Annotated in this window: 20 protein-coding genes and 1 tRNA gene; 14 read left to right on the plus strand and 7 right to left on the minus strand. The window is 68.2% G+C overall.

All coding sequences use genetic code 11. The annotated features are described in order from the left end of the window. Nucleotides 1–64 precede the first annotated feature (64 nt). The gene (locus tag V7Z82_RS01430) at nucleotides 65–973 is read left to right on the plus strand and encodes a hypothetical protein (protein ID WP_334147236.1); all 909 of its coding nucleotides are present in this window, start codon (nucleotides 65–67) and stop codon (nucleotides 971–973) included. Beyond that, entirely contained in the window at nucleotides 970–2817 is a 1848-nt protein-coding gene (locus V7Z82_RS01435) for a hypothetical protein (protein WP_334147238.1), read from the plus strand. Before V7Z82_RS01430 ends, V7Z82_RS01435 begins: the two co-directional genes overlap by 4 nt. Nucleotides 2818–3051: 234 nt before the next feature. Here V7Z82_RS01435 and V7Z82_RS01440 read toward each other — a convergent pair. Together V7Z82_RS01440 and V7Z82_RS01445 are read right to left on the minus strand one after the other, a co-directional pair. Continuing rightward, a tRNA-Arg gene (locus V7Z82_RS01440) sits at nucleotides 3052–3124 on the minus strand. 16 nt (nucleotides 3125–3140) lie between these two features. Then, nucleotides 3141–3956, minus strand: a complete 816-nt coding sequence (locus tag V7Z82_RS01445) for an SGNH/GDSL hydrolase family protein (RefSeq protein WP_334147240.1) — start codon at nucleotides 3954–3956, stop codon at nucleotides 3141–3143. Between the two features lie 71 nt (nucleotides 3957–4027). Here V7Z82_RS01445 and argS point away from each other — a divergent pair, with 71 nt between their 5' ends. Next, nucleotides 4028–5692: an arginine--tRNA ligase gene (gene argS, locus V7Z82_RS01450; RefSeq protein ID WP_334147242.1), complete on the plus strand. Its 1665-nt coding sequence runs from the start codon at nucleotides 4028–4030 to the stop codon at nucleotides 5690–5692. Nucleotides 5693–5732: 40 nt separating this feature from the next. Next, entirely contained in the window at nucleotides 5733–6587 is an 855-nt protein-coding gene (locus V7Z82_RS01455; RefSeq protein WP_334147244.1) for an LmeA family phospholipid-binding protein, read from the plus strand. A gap of 72 nt (nucleotides 6588–6659) precedes the next feature. Here the strand turns inward: V7Z82_RS01455 and V7Z82_RS01460 are convergent, their stop codons facing one another. The 3 genes from V7Z82_RS01460 to V7Z82_RS01470 all read right to left on the minus strand — a co-directional run bounded on the left by V7Z82_RS01460 (nucleotide 6660) and on the right by V7Z82_RS01470 (nucleotide 9229). Then, nucleotides 6660–7241 carry a TetR/AcrR family transcriptional regulator gene (locus V7Z82_RS01460; protein ID WP_334147246.1) on the minus strand — a complete coding sequence of 194 codons (582 nt, stop codon included), beginning with the start codon at nucleotides 7239–7241 and terminating at the stop codon, nucleotides 6660–6662. Beyond that, nucleotides 7210–8121, minus strand: coding sequence for an alpha/beta fold hydrolase (locus V7Z82_RS01465; RefSeq protein WP_334147248.1), 912 nt, complete (start codon nucleotides 8119–8121; stop codon nucleotides 7210–7212). The genes V7Z82_RS01460 and V7Z82_RS01465 overlap by 32 nt, the downstream gene beginning before the upstream one ends. A gap of 73 nt (nucleotides 8122–8194) precedes the next feature. Further along, entirely contained in the window at nucleotides 8195–9229 is a 1035-nt protein-coding gene (locus V7Z82_RS01470) for a YihY/virulence factor BrkB family protein (RefSeq protein ID WP_334147250.1), read from the minus strand. A 149-nt stretch (nucleotides 9230–9378) separates the two neighbouring features. Between V7Z82_RS01470 and lysA the strand changes: the two genes are divergently transcribed. The 6 genes from lysA to V7Z82_RS01500 all read left to right on the plus strand — a co-directional run bounded on the left by lysA (nucleotide 9379) and on the right by V7Z82_RS01500 (nucleotide 16735). Continuing rightward, on the plus strand, nucleotides 9379–10821 hold the full coding sequence (lysA, locus tag V7Z82_RS01475) for a diaminopimelate decarboxylase (protein WP_334147252.1): 1443 nt from the start codon (nucleotides 9379–9381) through the stop codon (nucleotides 10819–10821). Next, the gene (locus V7Z82_RS01480) at nucleotides 10818–12122 is read left to right on the plus strand and encodes a homoserine dehydrogenase (protein ID WP_334147254.1); all 1305 of its coding nucleotides are present in this window, start codon (nucleotides 10818–10820) and stop codon (nucleotides 12120–12122) included. The genes lysA and V7Z82_RS01480 overlap by 4 nt, the downstream gene beginning before the upstream one ends. After that, the gene (thrB, locus tag V7Z82_RS01485; RefSeq protein ID WP_334147256.1) at nucleotides 12119–13063 is read left to right on the plus strand and encodes a homoserine kinase; all 945 of its coding nucleotides are present in this window, start codon (nucleotides 12119–12121) and stop codon (nucleotides 13061–13063) included. The genes V7Z82_RS01480 and thrB overlap by 4 nt, the downstream gene beginning before the upstream one ends. A 155-nt stretch (nucleotides 13064–13218) precedes the next feature. After that, nucleotides 13219–15210, plus strand: coding sequence for a transcription termination factor Rho (rho, locus tag V7Z82_RS01490; RefSeq protein ID WP_334147258.1), 1992 nt, complete (start codon nucleotides 13219–13221; stop codon nucleotides 15208–15210). A gap of 11 nt (nucleotides 15211–15221) precedes the next feature. Further along, on the plus strand, nucleotides 15222–16301 hold the full coding sequence (gene prfA / locus V7Z82_RS01495) for a peptide chain release factor 1 (protein ID WP_334147260.1): 1080 nt from the start codon (nucleotides 15222–15224) through the stop codon (nucleotides 16299–16301). A 32-nt stretch (nucleotides 16302–16333) separates the two neighbouring features. Next, the gene (locus V7Z82_RS01500) at nucleotides 16334–16735 is read left to right on the plus strand and encodes a hypothetical protein (RefSeq protein WP_334147261.1); all 402 of its coding nucleotides are present in this window, start codon (nucleotides 16334–16336) and stop codon (nucleotides 16733–16735) included. 25 nt (nucleotides 16736–16760) lie between these two features. Here the strand turns inward: V7Z82_RS01500 and epsC are convergent, their stop codons facing one another. Both epsC and cysK read right to left on the minus strand, forming a co-directional pair. Beyond that, complete coding sequence (gene epsC / locus V7Z82_RS01505) at nucleotides 16761–17324, minus strand: serine O-acetyltransferase EpsC (RefSeq protein WP_334147263.1); 564 nt, start codon at nucleotides 17322–17324, stop codon at nucleotides 16761–16763. A gap of 14 nt (nucleotides 17325–17338) precedes the next feature. Continuing rightward, a complete protein-coding gene (gene cysK, locus V7Z82_RS01510) occupies nucleotides 17339–18277 on the minus strand; it encodes a cysteine synthase A (RefSeq protein ID WP_334147265.1) in 939 nt (312 codons plus the stop codon). A gap of 100 nt (nucleotides 18278–18377) precedes the next feature. Between cysK and prmC the strand changes: the two genes are divergently transcribed. Genes prmC through V7Z82_RS01530 form a run of 4 tightly spaced genes read left to right on the plus strand, consistent with a single transcriptional unit; the run spans nucleotide 18378 to nucleotide 21835 of the window. Further along, nucleotides 18378–19238, plus strand: a complete 861-nt coding sequence (prmC, locus tag V7Z82_RS01515) for a peptide chain release factor N(5)-glutamine methyltransferase (RefSeq protein WP_334147267.1) — start codon at nucleotides 18378–18380, stop codon at nucleotides 19236–19238. A 52-nt stretch (nucleotides 19239–19290) separates the two neighbouring features. Beyond that, nucleotides 19291–20097: an L-threonylcarbamoyladenylate synthase gene (locus tag V7Z82_RS01520; protein WP_334147269.1), complete on the plus strand. Its 807-nt coding sequence runs from the start codon at nucleotides 19291–19293 to the stop codon at nucleotides 20095–20097. Beyond that, nucleotides 20094–21263, plus strand: a complete 1170-nt coding sequence (locus tag V7Z82_RS01525) for an MraY family glycosyltransferase (protein WP_334147271.1) — start codon at nucleotides 20094–20096, stop codon at nucleotides 21261–21263. Before V7Z82_RS01520 ends, V7Z82_RS01525 begins: the two co-directional genes overlap by 4 nt. Continuing rightward, a complete protein-coding gene (locus tag V7Z82_RS01530; RefSeq protein WP_334147273.1) occupies nucleotides 21263–21835 on the plus strand; it encodes a hypothetical protein in 573 nt (190 codons plus the stop codon). Before V7Z82_RS01525 ends, V7Z82_RS01530 begins: the two co-directional genes overlap by 1 nt. Nucleotides 21836–21933: the final 98 nt, after the last annotated feature.

Below are 21933 nucleotides of genomic sequence, written 5' to 3' on the forward strand. Positions count from 1 at the left end.
CAGTGCGTGAGCTAGGAGATCACTTCTTCGCGCGTGATGCGAGAACGCCGCGCACACGGCGGTCATGACAGACCTCATCTTCGCCTCGGCGTCTACTTCTCACTCGAAGTACAACCCCATGCTCGCGCCGACGACTTGGTCTCGCGTGCAACCCTTCGTTGACAAGATCACTGCCGAGCGATGCGCTGACATGAGTCGACGTCAAATCGAAGAGCATCAGCGGTCGCTCGCCTTCTTCGGCGACTGGATCGTGCAGACCGGCATGGTGCAGCTCAACGAAGCCTTGGCGGACGATTTGATCGACGTCTATACCGAAGACCGGGCACACGAGGTTACGCGCGTGATGGCTGAGCGCGAGCGAAAGATGCTTCGGCGTCTCGCCGGCATCACGCCGTCGGTAGAGAAGCGTGCGGTCTCCACTGCGTCGGAGCCGGAGCGGCCGTATTCCGAAGAGGAACTGGCGACCTTCCGCCACTGGGCTGCGTATCAGCGCACGGAGCACCAGCGTGTCGCGTGCATGGCCATCTTCGCCCTCGGTGTCGGATGCGGCCTGACCTCCGGCGAGATCCTCGCCGTCCGCGGCAGCGATCTGCTCGATCTGGACGGGGTCCAGGCCGTGCAGGTCGCACGCGACGGGCGAATCGTTCCCGTCATGGACCGTTGGCGTGAATGCTTCGAGAGGGTTCTTGCCGATGCCGCGGATGAGCTTCTCGTCGCACCGAACGCCACCAACCGCAAAGGGGCGATGCAACACGTGCTTCGGGGGTCAACGGGTGACATGAAGCCCACTCCCGCACGCCTGCGGATGACGTGGTTGGTCGCGCACCTCGAAGCTGGAACACCGCTCGCCGCCCTGCTCCCGGCATCCGGGATGACATCCACCGACTCCCTTCGCCGGGCGATGAGCTTCGTCCGCCCGATGTCGGATCTCCGAGCCTACGAGGCGCTTCGCATGGTCGGTGTAGCGCGATGAGAACGGACAAGCCGAAGAAGAACGGCCTCTTTCTCGACGACAATGCGGATCTTGAGGACATGCTCTTCAATCCTCGTGCCCGCGGACCCGTCGCGACCGGTATGGTGCAGCAATGCGCCGACCTCATCGACAGCGTCGGCATCCCCGAGTTACTTGCACAGTGGGACCAGGACGTTCATGCACCCAACCGAGGGGGCAGGCCAGCGACTGTTCCGATGCGCGGGATCCTCATCCTGTGGCTGGTGCTCGCATGGGAACACCAGCCACTGCAGCTCAAGAAGCTCCGCGACATCATCACCGAACGGTTGACCCCCGAGACAGCCGCGATTCTTGGCATCGCCCTCGACCCGACCGTTAGCCCGGATGGCTGGTACGAGCGCGCGCGCCGGTCGACCAATCGCATCATGAGCCTCATCGACTATCACCCGATTTTCAACAGGCACCGGCGCCTTGAGAAGTGGGAATGGGACGACGTCCGCGCTCGCCGCGAAGAGAACGCAGAGGTACTCTCCGTTCGGGCCCACCGAGCCGACGAACTGATGAACCTGCTTCTACACGCGACCTACCTGTGGATGCCCAAGCGCCTGCGCCCCGACAAGGTCTCCGTCACCATCGACGCGACGGCGGTTCGCGTGCACGCACGCGGTGTCGGCGTTACCCGGCTTTCCAAGCTAAGAGCCGAGGAACAGGTTTCCATTGAACCCGACGCGGCGTTTTGGGCCCGGGGAACCGAAGACCACTCCGACGACGGCAAAACCTCCATCACGAAGATGAAGTACGCCTACGAACTGGAGCTGGGGGTCCTCACGAGTAATGATCCGACCCGTCCGGAAGCCATCCCGCACATCGTCGTCGGCATCGGTCACCATGCCCCGGCGTTCGGACCGGGCAAAGCGGCACGAGCGATGTTCGAGAACATCGTGAGCCGTGGACTCCACCTCGACCACGTCATTGGCGACCGCGCCTACCTTCCAGGCGCCAAAGAAGCCGACCTCCAGAACTACCTTCGCTCCGCCGGTGCGAAGCTCGTCATGGACTACCACAAGAACTTCCTCGGCTACCAGGACAGCTACGCCGGAGCCATCATGGTCGACGGCAACTGGTACTGCGCCTCGATGCCACAGACGCTCATCGACGCGAGCAAACGCTACCGCGACGGCGGGGACGCCGATGACAAAAATCGCTCCCTCACGAAGTCTCAGCGCGCCGCCCGCGCTCAAGCTCGCCTGGAGCAATGGCAGAGCGACGTCGCTGCACGCGCCCCCTACCTCTTCAGCCGCAAAGAACTGCCGGACGCGAAAGGACGCACACCCTGGATGTGTCCCGCCGCCGGCAACTCACCCACCGCTTCCTGCCCCCGTAAACCGACCAACCTGGCCTCTGGCAAGGTGCCGCTGACCATCATCAGGCGACCCGTCGAAGGCCCCGCGAAGGTCTGCGACAACAAGACGAGCACGACCTTTCCCGCTGAGGCAGGCGGCAAGTTCGCCCAGGAGTACCAGTACGGCTCCAAGGAATGGCGAGAGATGTACGGCCACGGCCGCAATAGCGTCGAGTCCTTCAACGCGTACCTCAAGGACGGCGGCACCCACGCACTCGAGGACGGTTTCCGCCGCCGCCTGCGTGGCTCGGTGGCACAGTACTTCCTAGCCACGATGACCGTCGTCGCGGCGAATCTCGACAAGATCATCGACTTCGCCGCCCAGAAGACCGAGGACGGCGACGACATCGGCGCCGGCATCGAGGCGCCGCGCGCGAAGCAGCGCAAGCCGCGTCGGACCACGGCCCTCCAGCGCGTCACCCACAACCGCGGTCGAGCAAAACGAAACCCCGTCCGCACATAACAGGCGGGGTTGCCCCACCAGTGAAATCACCGGCTCGAAGGTCGGCGCCAGCATGCCCAATAGTGGGGAGCGGCGTCGAGCTTCGGGCCATTTCTGTCCCTGACGAAGGCCGAAGCCCATCACGAGGCCTCCAGGTCGAGCAACAACGAGAAAAGCCGCCTGAAACCAGGCGGCTTTTCTCGTACTTGGAGGTTACGCGTACGAATTCACATACCATCCGCGTACAACCCTGTGTGCCCCCGACAGGAGTCGAACCTGCGACCTACGGTACCGGAAACCGGCGCTCTATCCACTGAGCTACGGAGGCGTACCGAACGACGATATCACTGCTCGGGGGTGGTCTCCGACCCACCGGCCACCGTCACCGGCGCGCCGCCCAGTTCGGTCAGGTCGGCGGCGAGCTTCTCGGCCAGGTAGCGATGCCCGGCGCTCGACGGATGCTTGCGGCCGAGGTCGACGTCGATCACGTCGAGGTAGTTCTGCTCGGTGATCCAGTCCTCGGCGATGGGGGAGATGTACCACCATCCACGTGCTGCGGCGAGGTCGGACAGATCCGCATCGATGCGGGCCGTGCCTGCGCCGATCGGCAACTCGTGGGGTGCGGGACCCAGGATGACGATGGCGGCCTGCGGGTACTTCGCGGCCATGGCATCCCAGGCGGCGGTGACGGCCTCGCGGTACCCGATGGCTCCCTGTTCGCGGTCGTTGATGGAGCCCTGGATGATGATGAGGTCCGGCGCGAGCGTCGGGTCGAGCGCTGCGATCCGCTCGCCGAATGCGGGACCGTCGAGTCCCGGCTTGAGGTAGCCGCTGCCGCGAACACCCTGCACGGTCGTCGTGCCGTCGAGCAGGTCGCCCAGCAGATAGGCGTACCCCTCGGTGGGGACGGTCGCCGCCGAGCCGTACGTCCACGAGTCGCCGAACACCAGGACGGTCGGGTTCTCGGGCAGCGCGAGCGGGGCCGGAGCGACGACCGTCGAGGTGGTCCCCTCCGCGCCGGCAGCGGCTCCGACGGGTGCCGCGGTCTGCAGGGGAGCCCAGGGACGCCAGACGCCCAGAGCCACCGCTGCGAGCACCAGGAGCAGGGCGATGGCGATGCCTGCGGAGCGCAGCGGATGACGGGTGACGCGGACCTTCATGGCATGAAGAGTAGATCACGCTGGGCCACTCGCAAATTCGGAGCCCCGCCGCGCCGTAAACTGGGCAGTCTATGACTCCTGAAACACTCGCCCAAGCCCTCCTCGCCGTCCTCACTCCCATCGCGGACGAGCGACGCCCGGGCGAGCCGCTGGAGCTCGCAGCATCCGACATCGTCTTCGAGCGACCCCGCAACCGCGACCACGGCGACTGGGCCTCGAACATCGCGATGCGTCTGGCCAAGCCCTTCGGCACCAACCCGCGCGAGCTCGCGCAGCAGATCGCCGACGGCCTCGCAGACGTCGACGGCGTCGCGAGCGCCGAGGTCGCAGGGCCCGGGTTCATCAACATCCGCCTCGACGCCGCGGCTGCCGGCGCCCTCGCGAAGACGATCGTCGACGCAGGCACCGCTTACGGCACCAACGAGACGCAGGCCGGTCGCAGCATCAACATCGAGTTCGTCAGCGCGAACCCGACCGGTCCGCTGCACATCGGGCATACCCGCTGGGCGGCGCTCGGCGACGCGATCGGGCGCGTGCTCGCTGCATCTGGAGCCACTGTCGCTCGCGAGTTCTACATCAACGACGCCGGCGCGCAGATGGAGCGCTTCGCACAGTCGATCGTCGCCGCGGCGAAGGGCGAGCCCACGCCGGAGGGCGGCTACGCCGGCAGCTACATCACCGATCTCGCGGCGCGCGTGGTCGCATCGCGCCCCGACCTCCTCGACCTGCCTGCAGACGAGCAGGTCTTCGTGGCCCGCGAGCTGGGCTACCAGTTCCAGCTCGCCGAGCAGCAGGAATCGCTGTCGAAGTTCAACGTGCACTTCGACGTCTGGTTCTCGGAGCGCACGCTGCACGCGAAGAACGCCGACGGCGTGAGCCTCGTCGACCAGGCGGTCGACCGTCTGCGCGAGCAGGGGCATGTCTTCGACGAGGGCGACGCGGTCTGGGTGCGCACCACCGACTTCGGCGACGACAAGGATCGCGTGATCCGTCGCTCCAACGGCGAGTACACGTACTTCGCAGCGGATGCCGCGTACTACCTGAACAAGGGCGACCGCGGCTTCGCGCACAAGATCTACCTGCTCGGCGCCGACCACCACGGCTACGTGCACCGCCTGAAGGCGCTCGCAGGAGCTGCGGGCGATGACCCGGAGAAGGACGTCGAGGTGCTCATCGGGCAGCTCGTCTCCGTCGGCGGCGCTCGCCTCAGCAAGCGCGCCGGCAACATCATCGAGATGGACGACCTGCGCGAATGGCTCGGCACGGATGCGCTGCGGTACTCGCTGGAGCGCTCACCCGCCGATTCTCCGCTCGCGCTCGACCCCGAGCTGCTGCAGAAGCGCACGAACGACAACCCCGTGTTCTACGTGCAGTACGCCCACGCGCGTACGCACAATGTCGCGCGCAACGCGGCCGACTCGGGCGTCGACCGCTCCGAGTTCGCCCCGGAGACGCTGACGCACGAGACCGAGGCCGCGTTGCTCGGCGCGCTGCAGGAGTTCCCGCGCATCGTCGCCTTCGCCGCTGAGGTGCGCGAGCCGCACCGCGTCGCCCGCTACCTGGAGGAGCTCGCCGGCCTGTACCACCGCTGGTACGACAACTGCCGCGTGATCCCGCAGGGCGACGACCCCATCGAGACCGTGCACCGCACTCGCCTGTGGCTGAATGACGCCGCCGGCCAGGTGTTGCGCAACGGACTCGACCTCCTCGGAGTCTCGGCACCCGAGCGCATGTAGGTTCGGCGTCGGCCCCGGGCGGTAGGGCAGGATTGTCAGCATGAGCGACGACAACCACACCCTCCCGTACCCGGAGCCCTCCGCCGAGCACCCGACGCTCGTGATCCCCGGCTCCGTCGCGGAGCAGGGCGATGCCGCGGGGCCCGCGCGGAAGCGTCGTCGCTGGCCGTGGGTGCTTCTCAGTATCGTGGTCGTGCTCGGTCTGCTCGTCGTCGCCGCCGAGTTCATCGCCAGGGCGGTGCTCCCCGGCGTGGTCCGCGGGATCGTGATCGACCAGCTCGACCTCCCAGCCGACCAGGCGCTCGACGTCGAGGCCGACGGCATCCTGCTGCCGCAGCTGCTCGGCGGCACGCTCGACAGCCTCCACCTGTCGACCGACTCGGTCACGCTCGAGGGGATCACCGGTGCCGTCGACGTGACGGCGACCGGCGTCCCGCTGCGCGGCGGCGACCTCGGGGGAGCGGACGGCACGATCCGCATCGACCAGGCCGAGTTCACGACGCTCCTCGCGGGTACCGACCTCCCGATCGAGACGGTGACGCTCGAGGCTCCGGACGCCACCGTCGGCGGATCGTTCGCGGTGTTCGGCGTCGACATCCCGTTCGCGCTCACCGTCACGCCCGGCGTCGCCGAGGGCGACCTCGAGCTCACGCCGGTGAGCATCAGTGTCAGCGGCATCCAGCTCGATGCGGGGCAGATCGACTCCTCGCTCGGGTCGCTCGGATCGAACCTGACGCAGACGCAGCGCATCTGCATCGCGGATCAGCTCCCCGCAGGGATCACCCTGACCGGGCTGAAGATCGAGGGCACCTCTGCGGTGATCGACATCGACGTGAACGGCGCGATCGCCACCGACGAGAGCCTGCTCGAGAAGGGCGTCTGCCCCACGAGCTGAGCGGCGTACTGCGCGGAGTCGGCCGGCGGTCAGGGTCTTGCTCGGTCTTGCTCGCTCTGGCTCGGCCCTGGGTCAGTCGGTCTCGAAGGCCGCCGCCATGGTGCCGATCGCGTCGATCGCACCTTCCAGCTCGCGAGTGCCGATCGGACCGACGAGCCGGGCGGCCGACAGCAGCCCGATCGTCGCGCTCGACAGCGCGAGTGCGAGATGCTCCGGCTCGATCGTCGAGACGACCAGTCCACGGTGCTGCAGGTCGCGCACCCGGTCGATCACTCCGAGATGGCGAGCGCGGTATCGGGCATCCGAGACGGCATCGGCGTGCTGACCGAGCACGCCATCGTCATCCAGGAACGCCGCCGTCAGCAGAGGGTCGGCGAGCACGGCGCGCGCTGTCGCGCGATAGGCAGTGCTCAGCCGAGGATCGTCGCCGATCTCCTCGCGGACCCTCGCGTCCGTTCGGACCACCGCCCTCCGCAGCAGCGCGTCGAGGATCTCGCGCTTGCCGGCGAACTCGAGGTAGACGGCACCCTTTCCGATCCCGCTCGCCGTGGCGATGTCGGCCACAGTCACAGCATCGAACCCCCGGGCCAGGGTCAGCGACTCCGTGGCATCCAGGATGCGGTCACGCCGGTCCGCGACGAGTGGTCGTGGCACTGTCGGTCCTCCTCAGGAAGTCGATCACGGCGGGGATGACGATGTCGGCGCGGTCTCGCTGCACCCAGTGCCCGGCATCCGGGACGATGACGAGCTCGGCGTCGGGGATGAGTTCGGCCGCGCGCCGGACTCGCGCCAGCGGGACGCCGCCGTCGTGATCACCCTGCACGAGCAGCACCGGCACTTCGATCGACGACAGGCTCTGCGTGTAGTCCGTGCGGAGGCGGTTCCAGCCCACCTGCTCCCGCTGCCATTCCTCGAACACGGCGAGGCCGGTGCCTCTCGTGGTCTCGGCGACCACGGCGGCGACGAGTTCGGGAGTCCGTGCGTCCGGATCGCGGACGATGTCGCGCAGTCCGCGTTCGATCGCGGCCGGAGAGCGCGTGTACGCGCGGGTCAGTGCGGAGAGCAGGCCAGTGCGCAGCAGCGCGAACGTCGCGAGATGGGACAGCGCCCCGCTGGGGCCGTCCGAGAGTCGCGGCATGAGTCCGTAGCTCCCGAACAGCATGGCTCCGCCGACACGGTGCGGATGCTGCAGCACGTGCCCGATCGTGAGGCCGCCGCCGAGCGAGAGGCCGCCGATCGTATAGTCGGCGAGGCCGAGGGCTTCCACGAATTCGCCGACGGTGTCGAGCAGCCGTCGCTGCGTCAGTCGCCAGACAGGACGGGGACTGCGGCCGAAACCGGGATGATCCGGCGCGATGACTCGATGCCCCGCGACAGCCAGTGCGGGGCCGACCTCGCCCCAGGAGAGCTCCGCGCTGTCGGTGCCACCGCCATGGAGCAGGAGTACCGGATGTGCGCTCTCTCGGGTCGGCGTCCATTCCAGATAGGAGACGGTGGCAGAGCCGAGCGTCACCTGCAGCCGTCGCGGTTCCATGAGCATCCCATCGTTGTGACCAGAATAGCCGATCTGGTCACAACGAGGGGTACCGCTCTGGAGACGTCGAGCCTCAGGCCTTGGCTTCCTCGCTCGCGGCCTGCTGCGCCGCACGCAACTCGTCCTGCGCGATCTTCATGTCGACCTCGGCGCGCTGCACCCGACGCTGGACGAAGGTCGATGCGCCGAATCGAGCGTGCACGCGGTCCTTCGTCTCCTCCTCCGCCGTCACGATGTACGCGCAGGCGATCAGGATCACCTGGCTGGAGAAGTTCATCCAGATCAGGAGCGCGAGCAGGGATGCGAACGATGCGAGCAGCGGGTTGCTCGTCGCACCGCCGACGAAGAGACTCGACAGCTCCTGCAGCACGAGGAGCCCGAATCCGCCGAGGAGTGCGCCGGACCACAGCGAACGAGTCGACGGCTTGACGCCGGAGAGCAGCCGGAAGATGCCGATGATCAGCGCGGTGTTGAGCGCGAAGACCACGAGCAGCGACAGCACGCGCACGGTGACGCCGACGAGTGCCGAGTCCGCACGGAGACCGAGCAGATCGCTGATCCACGCGACGCCGAGCTGTCCGACGAAGGTGAGCAGTGCAGCCGCGAGGAACGCGACCGCGATGCCGATCGCGAGGAGCAGGTTGCGCAGGATGACCCAGATGAACAGGATGTCGTCGTGCGTCGTGCCGGCGATCACGCGGACCGCGGTGCGGAGCGAGCCGATCGCACCGAGCGCTGCGCCGACGAGACCGACCAGCGAGATGATCCCGGCGATGGACAGGGATGCCGGCGCCTGCAGGTCGGTCGTCTTGATCACGCCGTCTTCACCGATCAGGCCGGGGACCACGGACTGCACCGCACGGATGATCGCCTGCCAGGCATCCGGGTTGCCTGCGAGCCACAGTGCCGCGATCGAGAAGCCGAGCAGCACGCCGGCGAACACGCTGAACAGTGCTCGGTACGTGATGCTGTCGGCGAGCATGGCGCCGCGACGCTCGGAATAGAGCAGTACTGCGCGGACAGGCCTGCGGGCGAGGGCCCAACGGATCGCCGCGCCGCTGACGCGCGGGATGAGACCGGGCTGGGGTCGCGATTCGGAGTTCGTCACGCCCCCACCCTACGAGGCCGGATGGAGCCGTCGCAGGGGGTTGACGCGGCGAGTCACCGTGACGAGGCGCCCGGAGGCGGTGCCCTAGAATCGGGGACAACCTCGATGTGCGCGTCCCCGCCCGAGATCCGTCCCACGATTGGTGTCCAGTGCTTTCCCCTGCCGACTCGCTCGCCCCGGAATGGCTCGTCGTCCCCGACGATGTGAACGATCTGGCGAACGGCGTCTGGCCGGCCTCCGCCACTCGTGACGGCGATGGCGCACTCGTGCTCGGCGGCATCAGCGCCCAGGCGCTCGCCCAGACCTACGGCACCCCCGTGCTGGTGCTCGACGAGGACGAGGTGCGCACTCGCGCCCGTGCCTTCCGCAGTGCGTTCGACGCTGCGACAGCGGCTCACGGCACCACCGCGCAGGTCTACTACGCGGGCAAGGCGTTCCTGAGCGCCACGGTCGCCCGCTGGGTGATCGACGAAGGCCTGCGGGTCGACGTCTGCACCGGCGGAGAGCTCGAGGTCGCGCTCGCTGCCGGCGTCGCGCCCGCATCCATCGGTTTCCACGGCAACAACAAGTCGACGGCAGAGCTCGAGCGGGCCGTCGAGGTCGGCGTCGGCTCGATCATCGTCGACAGCGAAATCGAGATCGAACGGCTCGCCGCGATCACCGCCCGAACGGGCGCCGTCCAGCGCGTCTTCGTGCGCGTGATCAGCGGTGTCCACGCCGAGACGCACGACTTCCTCGCCACGGCCCACGAGGACCAGAAGTTCGGGTTCGCGCTGCCGGATGCCGAGAAAGCCGTCGCCCGCATCCGCGAACTGTCCGGACTCGACTTCGCCGGGTTGCACTGCCACATCGGCTCGCAGATCTTCGGCGTCGCCGGTTTCCGGGAGTCGGCGTCGCGGGTGCTCGAACTGCACGAGCGGCTGCTCGACGGCGGTCCGGTGCCGCAGATGAATCTCGGTGGCGGCTTCGGCATCGCCTACACCCGTATCGACGACCCGACGCCCATCGACGAGCTCGCGGCCGAGATCGTGGCATCCGTCGCCGAGGGATGCGCTGCACGCGGCATCGCCATCCCGGCGCTGTCCTTCGAACCCGGCAGAGCGATCGTCGGCACCGCGGGTGTGACGCTGTACGAGGTCGGCACGACGAAGGACGTCACGATCGAATCCGGAGCGGTCCGCCGCTACGTGAGCGTCGACGGCGGCATGAGCGACAACGCGCGCCCCGCGCTGTACGGCGCACAGTTCTCCGCCCGCCTGGCCTCGCGCGTCGGCTCGGGCGCACCGCAGCTGAGCCGGGTCGTCGGCAAGCACTGCGAATCCGGCGACATCGTCGTCGACCATGAGTACCTGCCCGCGGATCTCGTGCCGGGCGACCTGCTCGCGGTTCCGGCGACCGGCGCGTACTGCGTGTCGCTCTCGAGCAACTACAACCACGTTCCACGTCCGCCCGTCGTCGCCGTACGCGGCGGCGAATCGCGCGTGATCGTCCGCGGCGAGACCATCGCCGACCTGCTGTCGCGGGATGCGGGCATCGACGCGGCGAACGACTCCGACGGATCCCGTCCGTCCACCCCTGAAGGAGCAAGATGACAGAGTACCGACGACTTCGCGTGGCACTGCTCGGTGCCGGAGCGGTCGGCTCCCAGGTGGCGGCGCTGCTGCTGCGCCACGGAGACGAGCTGGCTGACCGCGCCGGCGCATCGCTCGAACTGGCGGGCATCGCCGTGCGCAACCTCGACGCACCGCGTGACGTCGACCTCCCGAAGGAGCTGTTCACCACCGATGCCGAGTCGCTGATCCTCGGCGCCGACATCGTGATCGAGCTCATCGGCGGCATCGAGCCGGCCCGCACGAACATCCTGCAGGCGATCGGCTCCGGCGCCGACGTCGTCACTGCCAACAAGGCGCTGCTGGCCACGCACGGCCCCGAGCTCTTCGAGGCGGCCGATCGCGTCGGCGCATCCGTCTACTACGAGGCCGCGGCCGCCGGTGCGATCCCGATCATCCGCCCCCTGCGCGACTCGCTCGCCGGCGACCGCGTGGTGCGCATCATGGGCATCGTGAACGGCACGACCAACTACATCCTCGACCGCATGGACACCGAGGGCGCCGACTTCGCCGACGTACTCGCCGACGCACAGCGCCTCGGCTACGCCGAGGCCGACCCGACGGCAGACGTCGAGGGCTACGACGCGGCGCAGAAGGCCGCGATCCTCGCGAGCCTGGCCTTCCACACCGCTGTGCCGCTGGACGCCGTGTACCGCGAGGGCATCACCTCGATCACGGCATCCATGATCGAGGAGGCCCGCGCTGCCGGCTTCGTGATCAAGCTGCTCGCGGTGTGCGAGCGCCTGGAGGCGAACGGCGACGAGTCGATCTCGGTGCGCGTGTACCCGGCGCTGGTGCCCAAGACGCACCCGCTCGCCGCCGTCCACGGCGCGAACAACGCGGTGTTCGTCGAGGCGGAGGCTGCCGGCTCGCTGATGTTCTACGGTGCGGGGGCCGGTGGCGTGCAGACGGCATCCGCTGTCCTCGGTGACGTCGTCTCTGCGGCCAGACGGCACATCGCCGGCGGCGTCGGCGTCGGCGAGTCCACCAGGGCGAACCTCCCGGTGGTGCCGATCGGACACGTCACGACGCGCTACCAGATCACGCTCGAGGTCGCGGATGCGCCCGGCGTGCTCGCCACGGTCGCCGGCACGCTGAGCGACGGCGGCGTCTCCGTGGCGACCGTCGTGCAGACCGTCGAGGGAGAGGCCGAGCCGACCGCTCGACTCATCATCGGCACCCACCGCGCGACCGAGAGCGCGCTCAGCGCCACCGTCGACGCGCTGGCTGACAGCTCCGTCGTCGAGCGCGTGGTCTCCGTGCTGCGCGTGGAAGGCGAGTGACGGTGGCGCTCGGCCGCACGGTCGACGTCAGGGTCCCCGCCACCAGCGCGAACCTCGGTCCCGGGTTCGACACGCTCGGCCTCGCGCTGAGCATCTACGACTCGCTCGAGGTGACCGAGCTCCCGGCAGGGGAGCTCGAGATCCGTGTCAGCGGAACCGGCGCTGCGGAGATTCCGACGGATGCCTCCAACCTCATCGTGCGCTCGATCGCCCATGTGTTCGCCGACGCAGGACGCCCGATGCCCGGCCTTCGCATCGTCGCCGAGAACGGGGTGCCCCACGGACGCGGCCTCGGGTCCTCCGGTGCCGCGGTGACCGCCGGCGTGCTCGCGGCGAAGGGGCTGCTGGCCGGCGACGTCGAGATCAGCGACGAAGATCTCCTGCGCCTCGCCACCGAGCTCGAAGGGCACCCGGACAACGTGGCGCCCGCCCTGTTCGGCGGCCTCACGATCGCCTGGGTGGGGGAGCGCGGACCGCAGCACAAGAAGCTGCTGGTGCACCGCGGCGTCTCGCCGCTCGTGCTCGTCCCCTCCTACACGATGTCGACCTCGCAGGCACGATCCCTGCAGCCGCCGCAGGTCTCGACCGCCGACGCGATCTTCAACGTCTCCCGGTCCGCGCTGCTCATCGCCGCGATGATGCAGAGCCCCGAGCTGCTGCTCGACGCCACCGCCGATCGCCTGCATCAGGACTATCGCGCAGGTGCCATGCCTGAGACGCAGCGTCTCGTGCAGGCGCTGCGCGCAGCCGGGTTCGCCGCGGTCGTCTCCGGTGCCGGTCCGAGCGTGCTGGTGCTCGCAGATGGTCCCGGCAGCCGTCAGGATGCGGTCGAACTCGCGAACCGTGTGACCGACACCCCGTGGGACGCGCTCCTGCTCGCTGTCGACGTGCGTGGTGGTACAGTGGGGGATCGAGCGGAGGGCTTCCACGTAGCTTCGTGAATCTGGCCCCATTGCAACTCTGCAAGACCCGCACGCAAACCCCCACGGCATACGTGCCCAAGGCCGGCTGACGCCGAGCGTCAGCCCGTGCGATCGCGCGCAGCACCCGTTGTGCGCGTACACCGCTCATTTCCCATGACATAGAGGGAGTGCTCGTGGAGAATTTCTCCGAGACCCAGAACGACCAGGCGGCTCCGGCTGCCGCAGCTCCGGCCGTGAGTGCCGAAGCGACCACCGAGGCCGCACCGGCGCGCAAGCGTGCACCACGTCGTGCGACCAGCGCGACCGCAGCCGCGAAGGCCGAGAAGGCCGCTGCAGAATCCAAGACGGATGCCGCGCCCGCCGCAGCCCCGAGCAACGACGGCGAGACCGCAGAGGCCGCGCCCAAGGCGAAGGCGCCGCGTCGCAGCCGCGCCAAGAAGGCCGATGCCGAGGCTCCCGCAGCTGACGCGTCTGCCGCGGAGGCACCCGCCGCTCCCGCGAAGGACGACTCGGCCAAGAACGACTCGGCCAAGAACGACGCCGCGAAGAACGACGCCGCCAAGAACGACGCCGCGAAGAACGATGCCGCAAAGAGCGAAGACGCCACGGGCGTCGCCGCCAAGAACGACTCGGCGTCTGCCGGCGATGCCGCTGAGACGACCGCCGCTGCTCCCAAGACCTCCGGTCGTGGCCGTCGCGGTGCGCAGAAGCCCGCGGCTGACGCCGAGGCTCCCGCCGCGCAGAACTCCGAGACTCCCGCAGAGTCCTCGCAGTCCTCGAACGACGCCGACTCCGGCGACGGAGACGAGCAGGGCGGCCGCAACCGCAGCCGGAACCGCAGCCGCAACCGCGGTCGCGGTCAGAACGGCGCGGCGCAGGAGCAGCAGCAGCCTGCAGCCGATGACGAGCAGGGCGGCAACGGCCGCAACCGCCAGCGCAACAAGCGCCGCAGCGGTGCGCCGACCGATGAGTTCGACACCGAGATCGGCGAGGACGACGTCCTGATCCCGATCGCCGGCATCCTCGACGTGCTCGACAACTACGCCTTCGTGCGCACCACCGGTTACCTCGCCGGCCCCAGCGACGTCTACGTCTCGCTCGGCCAGGTGAAGAAGTACAACCTGCGCAAGGGCGACGCGATCGTCGGCTCGATCAAGCAGCCTCGTGAGAACGAGCAGCAGGGTCGCCAGAAGTACAACGCGCTGGTCAAGGTCGACTCGATCAACGGCCTCTCGATCGACGACGCAGCGACTCGCGTCGAGTTCGGCAAGCTCACCCCGCTCTACCCGCAGGAGCGTCTGCGTCTGGAGACCGCGCCCGAGAAGCTCACGCAGCGCATCATCGACCTCGTCGCTCCGATCGGCAAGGGACAGCGCGGCCTGATCGTCGCTCCGCCCAAGGCCGGCAAGACGATCGTGCTGCAGCAGATCGCCAACGCGATCGCGCAGAACAACCCCGAGGTCCACCTCATGGTCGTGCTCGTCGACGAGCGCCCCGAAGAGGTCACCGACATGGAGCGCACCGTGAAGGGCGAGGTCATCGCCTCGACCTTCGATCGTCCAGCCGAGGACCACACCACGGTCGCCGAGCTCGCGATCGAGCGCGCCAAGCGCCTCGTCGAGCTCGGCCGCGACGTCGTCGTGCTGCTCGACTCGATCACCCGCCTCGGCCGCGCGTACAACCTCGCGGCCCCGGCATCCGGTCGTGTGCTCAGCGGTGGCGTCGACGCCTCGGCGCTGTACCCGCCCAAGCGCTTCTTCGGCGCTGCGCGCAACATCGAGAACGGAGGATCGCTCACGATCCTCGCGACCGCGCTCGTCGAGACCGGCTCCAAGATGGACGAGGTCATCTTCGAGGAGTTCAAGGGCACCGGCAACAGCGAGCTGCGCCTCTCGCGCTCGCTCGCCGACAAGCGCATCTTCCCGGCCGTCGACGTCAACGCGTCGAGCACCCGTCGCGAAGAGATGCTGCTGTCGACCGACGAGGTCAAGATCACCTGGAAGCTGCGTCGCGCCCTCGCCGGCCTCGACCAGCAGCAGGCCCTCGAGGTCGTGCTCGGCAAGCTCCGCGAGACCAACTCCAACGTCGAGTTCCTCGTGCAGATGCAGAAGTCGATCCCCACGCTGCCGTCAGGCGCACACGGGCACGACAACAACATCCGCTGACCGGGGTCGATGTGTTCGAGTCCGTTCAGGCGCTGATCGACGAGCATCGCCGGGTGCAGGAGGAACTCTCCGACCCGGCGGTGCACGCCGACGCTGCCAGGGCGAAGCGCGTCAACCGTCGCTACGCCGAGCTCTCGCGGATCGTCGCCGCCTACGATGCGTGGGTGGCGGCATCCGACGATCTCGATGCGGCGCGTGAATTCGCGCGCGAGGACGAGGCGTTCGCCGCCGAGGTCCCTGAGCTCGAGGAGGGTCTGCAGGCGGCGCAGGAGAAGCTGCGGCGCCTCCTGATCCCGCGCGACCCGGATGACGCACGTGACGTGATCATGGAGATCAAGGCGGGGGAGGGCGGCGCCGAGTCCGCGCTGTTCGCCGCCGATCTGCTGCGCATGTACATCCAGTACGCCGCGTCGAAGGGCTGGAAGACCGAGCTCCTCGAGCGCAACGAGTCCGACCTCGGCGGGTACAAGGACGTGCAGCTCGCGATCAAGGGGTCGTCGACCGACCCCGCGCAGGGCGTCTGGGCGCACCTCAAGTACGAGGGCGGCGTGCACCGCGTGCAGCGGGTGCCGGCGACCGAGTCGCAGGGACGCATCCACACCTCGACCACCGGTGTGCTGGTGTTCCCGGAGGTCGACGAGCCGGATGAGATCGCGATCAGTCAGAACGATCTCAAGATCGACGTCTTCCGCTCCTCCGGCCCCGGAGGCCAGTCGGTGAACACCACCGACTCCGCGGTGCGGATCACGCACCTGCCCACCGGCATCGTCGTGTCGATGCAGAACGAGAAGTCGCAGCTGCAGAACCGTGAGGCCGGCATGCGCGTGCTGCGTGCCAGGATCCTCGCCAAGCAGCAGGAGGAGATCGACGCCGCGGCATCCGACGCCCGCAAGTCGCAGATCCGCGGCATGGATCGTTCAGAGCGGATCCGCACCTACAACTTCCCGGAGAACCGCATCGCGGATCACCGTACCGGGTTCAAGGCGTACAACCTCGATCAGGTCATGGACGGCGCGCTCGAGCCGATCATCGAATCTGCGATCGCGGCTGATGAAGAGGCGCGACTCGCTGCGGTGGGCTCCGACTCCTGACCGCCGTCCACCGGGTCCGCTAGGCTCGGCGCGTGATCACACTCCTGTTCCGCGGTCTGATGTACCTCGTGTCGGCCGGACTCGGTCTCATCGTCGCCGACGCGCTGCTCGACGGGTTCCAGATCCAGTGGGACAAGTGGTGGGGCTTCGTCATCTGCATCCTGATCTTCGCGATCCTGCAGAGCGTGCTCGCGCCGTGGATCAGCAAGCTCGCCGATCGCTATGCGCCCGTCCTGATGGGCGGCATCGGCATCTTCTCGACCCTGGTGGCGCTCGTGATCGTCGTGCTGCTGCCCATCGGCGGCCTGCGCATCGTCGATCTCACCGGGTGGCTGCTCGGATCCGTCATCGTCTGGCTGATCACCGCGATCGGCAGCGTGCTGCTGCCGATGATCTTCCTGAAGAGGAAGGTCGAGGAGAAGCGCTCGCGCTGAACCGGAGCGGAGGTCTCGACAGCGCTCAGATCGAGTAGTCGGGTGCCGTGAGCAGTGCGCGCGTGTCCTCGCCGACGACGCGGTGACGGGGCTTCGCGGGAATCCCGATGAGGATGCTGTCGTCCGGTGCATCGCGGGTGACCACTGCGTTCGCGCCGACCACGGAACCGGCGCCGATCGTGATGGGGCCGAGGATCTTCGCGCCGGCACCCACTGCGACGCCGTCGCGCAGGGTGGGGTGCCGCTTTCCCGATTCGCGAGTGCGGCCGCCGAGCGTCACGCCGTGGTAGAGCATCACGTCGTCGCCGATCTCGGCGGTCTCGCCGATCACGACGCCCATGCCGTGATCGATGAAGAAGCGTCGGCCGATCTGCGCTCCCGGATGGATCTCCACGCCCGTCAGCCATCGGGAGATCTGCGAGCCCGCCCGCGCGAGCAGCCGCAGCCGCCGTTGCCACAGCGCGTGCGACACCCGGTGCGCCCAGATGGCGTGCAGCCCCGGGTACAGGAGCGCGACTTCGATGCCGCTGCGTGCCGCCGGGTCACGGAGTCGCGCTGCAGCAATGTCCTCGCGCATTCGACCGATCATCCTGGTACGCCCCGTCAGTCTTCGCGCAGGTCCTCGAACAGCGCGGTCGAGAGATAGCGCTCACCGGTGTCAGGCAGGATCACGACGATCGTCTTGCCCGCATTCTCGGGCCGCGCTGCGACCGTGAGGGCCGCCGACACTGCGGCGCCGCAGGACATGCCCACGAGCAGACCCTCCTCGGCCATCAGTCGGCGTGCCACCCGGATCGACTCCTCGAACTCGGCGGTGATGACCTCGTCGATCACGTCACGGTCGAGGATCGCCGGCACGAAGTTCGGACCGATGCCCTGGATCTTGTGAGGGCCGGGGTGACCCTCGCTGAGCACGGGGGAGTCCTTCGGCTCGACGGCGATGACCTGCACGTCGGGCTTGACCGCCTTGAGGGCCTGTCCCGTTCCGGTGATCGTGCCGCCGGTGCCGACCCCTGCGATGAAGATGTCGACCGCGCCGTCGGTGTCGCGCAGGATCTCCTGCGCGGTCGTCTCGCGGTGGATCTGCGGGTTGGCCGCGTTCTCGAACTGGCGGATCCAGATGGCCCCTGGGGTGTCCTCGACGATCTGCTTCGTGACCTCGATCGCGCCGCTCATGCCCTTGGTCGGGTCGGTGAGGACGATCTCGGCGCCGAACGCCTTGAGGAGCAGACGGCGCTCCTTCGACATCGACGCAGGCATCGTGAGGATGACCTTGTAGCCGCGCGCAGCGCCGACCATCGCGAGGGCGATTCCCGTGTTGCCGCTCGTCGACTCCACGATGGTGCCGCCCGGCTGCAGCTCGCCGGAGGCCTCGGCCGCGTTGATCATCGCGATGCCGATGCGGTCCTTCACGCTCGACGCCGGGTTGTAGTACTCGAGCTTCGCGAGGACGGTGGCGCCCAGTCCTTCGGTCACCGTGTTCAGGCGGACCAGCGGGGTGTTGCCGAACGCGGTCGTGATGTCGGAGTGGATGCCGGACATGGAGACGCCTTTCCTCTGCGGGTAGCTGCAGCCTCAGCCTATGGGAGGTCTCCTGGTGGGGCGGCATTGTGACACCCCTCGGCGCTCTACGCTGGAACGCATGCCTGACAACTCCCTCGCGTCCATCGTGCGCGCCGCAGCGCAGCGACTGGCCGATGCCGGCGTACCGGATCCCCTTGTAGACGCCGAGCTCCTCGCCGGCCACGTCCTGGGGCTGCGTCGAGGTGAGGTGCAGGCGGCACTGATCCGCGGTGACTCGGTCGACGATGCCGCCGCAGCGCGACTCGATGAGGTGGTGGTCCGGCGCGCAGCGCGCGAGCCGCTCCAGCACATCACCGGCACCGCACCCTTCCGACACCTGGAGCTGGCGGTCGGCCCCGGGGTGTTCGTGCCTCGCCCGGAGACCGAGACGGTCGTGCAGTACGCGATCGATGCGCTGCTGAACTCGCCGGAGGAGGCGCCGATCGGCATCGACCTCGGCACCGGCAGCGGGGCGATCGCGCTCGCGATGGCGACAGAGGTGCCGCACGCGCGCATCCACGCTGCCGAGCTCTCGCCGGATGCCCACGTCTGGGCCAGTCGGAACACGGCCGGTGTCGAGAACCTCACGCTCGTGCTGTCGGATCTCGCGACCGCGTTCCCCGAGCTCGACGGCACGGCTGCTGTCGTGATCTCGAATCCGCCCTACGTGCCGGATGCCGCGATCCCGCGCGACCCGGAGGTCCGCCTGTTCGATCCCGCGATGGCGCTGTACGGCGGCGCGGACGGGCTCGACATCGTTCGGGTGCTGAGCACCAGGGCGCTGCAGCTGCTCCGACCGGGCGGTCTGCTGGTGATCGAGCACGGCGAGCTGCAGGGGGAGTCGATCCGCGACATCCTCACCGGCGACGGCTGGCGAGCAGCCGCCACCCACCGCGATCTCACCCTCCGCGACCGTGCCACGACGGCGCTGCGCCCCTGATCATCCGGCTCCGAGCATCCGCCACGCCGACGACGCATAGAATCGAACCGTCATGTCCTCCATCTTCGACTGCCACGACGAGGCACAGCTCCTCGCCGGAATGCGGCACGCACGCCAGGCGATCGGCCGCGGCGACCTCATCGTCATGCCCACCGACACCGTCTACGGCGTCGCCGCAGATGCATTCTCGCCCGCAGCGGTGCAGAAGCTGCTCGATGCCAAGGGCCGCGGCCGCAATCAGCCGCCGCCCGTCCTGATCGGTTCGAAGGACACGCTCTACGCGCTGGCCGAGTCCGTGCCGGAGGCCGTGCAGCGGCTCGTCGACGCGTTCTGGCCCGGTGGGCTCACGATCGTCCTCCCGGCACAGCCGTCGTTGGTCTGGGACCTGGGGGAGACCCTCGGCACGGTCGCGGTGCGGATGCCGGAGGGTCGTGTCGCGCTGGAACTGCTGGCAGAGACCGGCCCGCTCGCGGTGTCGAGTGCGAACCTCACCGGCAAGGATGCCGCGATCTCGGCGCACGATGCGGAGCAGATGCTCGGCGAGAGCGTCGCGGTCTATCTCGCAGACGGCATGAGCAAGGACGGCATCGCCTCGACCATCATCGATGCGACCTCCCTGGTCCGCCGCATGGGCGACGACCCGGAGGGCGGTGTCGTGCGCATCCTCCGCCATGGTGTCGTGACCCGCGTGCAGCTCGAGGAGGTGCTCGGCGATCTGCTCGAGCCCGAGGCGAAGCCGGCAGACGAGACCGAGCACGAGCACGGCCACGAGAACGAGAGCGACCAGCAGCACGAGGAAGCGCAGTCCGGTCAGGCGACGGAGCCGACGCAGGAGGCGCAGCAGGACGGGAATTCGTGAAGCAGTATCTCTTCACGATCATCCTCACCGCCGCGATCACCTTCGCACTGACCTGGGCGGTCTGGAAGCTGAGCCTCCGCTACAAGCTCTATCCCGGCATCCGGGAGCGGGATGTGCACACCACTCCCACCCCTCGGCTGGGTGGCGTCGCGATCTTCTTCGGCATCGCGATCGCCTTCGGCATCTCGGCGACGAACCCGTTCTTCCAGACCATCTGGATGCCGCCGCAGACCATGTGGTCGATTCTCGCCGCGTCATTCCTGATCGCGGTGATCGGCGTCGTCGACGACCTCTGGGACCTCGACTGGATGATCAAGCTGGGCGCGCAGTTCCTCGCGGCCGGCATCATCACCGTCGGCGGCGGGCTGCAGATCCTCTCGCTGCCCTTCGGCGACCTCATCGTCTTCTCGAGCTGGCTCAGCATCACGATCACGATGTTCGCGATCGTGATCGTCATGAACGCGGTGAACTTCATCGACGGACTCGACGGACTCGTCGCCGGCGTGTGCCTGATCGCGAACGGCGTGTTCTTCGCCTACTCGTACATCCTCACCCGCGACTCCGGCGCCTCCAGCTACTTCAACCTCTCGACGTTCCTCGCTGCAGTGCTCATCGGTGCGTGCATCGGATTCCTGCCGCTGAACTGGAGCCCGGCGAAGCTGTTCATGGGCGACTCCGGCGCCCTGCTGATCGGTCTGCTGATGGCGACGTCGGCGATCGCCGTGACCGGACAGCTCGAGCCCTCCGCGCTCGACCCGGAGCAGCTCGGACGCTCGCAGCTCCTCGGTGCCTTCATCCCGATCCTGCTGCCGCTGCTGGTCGTGCTGCTGCCGCTGCTCGACTTCGGGCTGGCGGTGCTGCGCCGTATGAGCGCCGGCCGATCGCCGTTCTCGCCTGACCGCAAGCATCTGCACCACCGCATGCTCGACCTCGGCCACCGCGACCGCGACGCCGTGCTCATCTTCTACGCATGGACTGCAGTGATCTCGCTCGCCGTGCTGCTCATGTACGTCGGCGCGAGAGAGGACTGGCCGGGCCAGTACCTCCCCGGCGTCGCCTTCGGCCTCGTGGGCATCGTCGCCTGCCTGCTGATCACCCTCCTGCCCACACGTCGCAAGAAGCCGGCGACGGCACCCGAGCCCGACCCGACACCCCTGGAGTCCTGATGAGCCCGAATCCCGTGTCCAGCAATCCGATCCTGCGCCGCACCCTGATCCTGTCCGGCGTCGCGACCGTGATCCTCGCGATCGTCGCAGGCGTGGTCGGCTTCATCGTCGGACAGACCGAGGGCCTGATCAGCGGTCTGCTGGGCGTCGTGCTCGCGATGCTCTTCCTCGCGATCACCGGTGCCAGCATCCTGATCGCGAACCGCTGGTTCGGCCAGCCCCTGTACGTGCAGCTCTTCTTCGCGATCGTCATGGGCGGCTGGCTGCTCAAGCTCGGCCTGTTCCTCGTCATCATGATCGTGCTGAGCGGCCAGCCCTGGATCCACCCGATGGTGTTCTTCCTGTCGATCGTCGCCGGCGTGATCATGTCGCTCGTGATCGACGTGCTGGTGCTCACGAAGATGCGCCTGCCGAACGTCAGCGACATCTCCCTCCCGACCGAGGTGCCGGAGGACCGTGCACCCGGAGTCGTGCTGCCGACCGTGGTCCCGGAGGACCGGGCGCCGGGACGGCACCACATTGTGCCGGAAAAGCCCGCCGACGAGGGCTCGACGGACTCCCGGACCATCTGACTCTGATAGTGTTGAAACGTGCCCGCCGCTCTCCCGCGAGCGCTTGCGCAGTGAAGCACACCGACCATCGTCGCCCCGGTTCTGACCGGTGCCCCGAA

The organism is Microbacterium sp. (assembly GCF_036823965.1).
In the GTDB taxonomy this organism is placed as follows: Bacteria; Actinomycetota; Actinomycetes; order Actinomycetales; family Microbacteriaceae; genus Microbacterium.

Bases quoted from the DNA above. Each gene is read 5' to 3' on its own strand.
- V7Z82_RS01445 (WP_334147240.1), bottom strand. From the start codon at position 3,956: ATGAAGGTCCGCGTCACCCGTCATCCGCTGCGCTCCGCAGGCATCGCC.
- V7Z82_RS01520 (WP_334147269.1), top strand. From the start codon at position 19,291: ATGTCCTCCATCTTCGACTGCCACGACGAGGCACAGCTCCTCGCCGGA.
- V7Z82_RS01480 (WP_334147254.1), top strand. From the start codon at position 10,818: ATGACAGAGTACCGACGACTTCGCGTGGCACTGCTCGGTGCCGGAGCG.
- prmC (WP_334147267.1), top strand. From the start codon at position 18,378: ATGCCTGACAACTCCCTCGCGTCCATCGTGCGCGCCGCAGCGCAGCGA.
- V7Z82_RS01435 (WP_334147238.1), top strand. From the start codon at position 970: ATGAGAACGGACAAGCCGAAGAAGAACGGCCTCTTTCTCGACGACAAT.
- V7Z82_RS01465 (WP_334147248.1), bottom strand. From the start codon at position 8,121: ATGGAACCGCGACGGCTGCAGGTGACGCTCGGCTCTGCCACCGTCTCC.
- argS (WP_334147242.1), top strand. From the start codon at position 4,028: ATGACTCCTGAAACACTCGCCCAAGCCCTCCTCGCCGTCCTCACTCCC.
- epsC (WP_334147263.1), bottom strand. From the start codon at position 17,324: ATGATCGGTCGAATGCGCGAGGACATTGCTGCAGCGCGACTCCGTGAC.
- cysK (WP_334147265.1), bottom strand. From the start codon at position 18,277: ATGTCCGGCATCCACTCCGACATCACGACCGCGTTCGGCAACACCCCG.
- V7Z82_RS01530 (WP_334147273.1), top strand. From the start codon at position 21,263: ATGAGCCCGAATCCCGTGTCCAGCAATCCGATCCTGCGCCGCACCCTG.
- V7Z82_RS01455 (WP_334147244.1), top strand. From the start codon at position 5,733: ATGAGCGACGACAACCACACCCTCCCGTACCCGGAGCCCTCCGCCGAG.
- V7Z82_RS01430 (WP_334147236.1), top strand. From the start codon at position 65: ATGACAGACCTCATCTTCGCCTCGGCGTCTACTTCTCACTCGAAGTAC.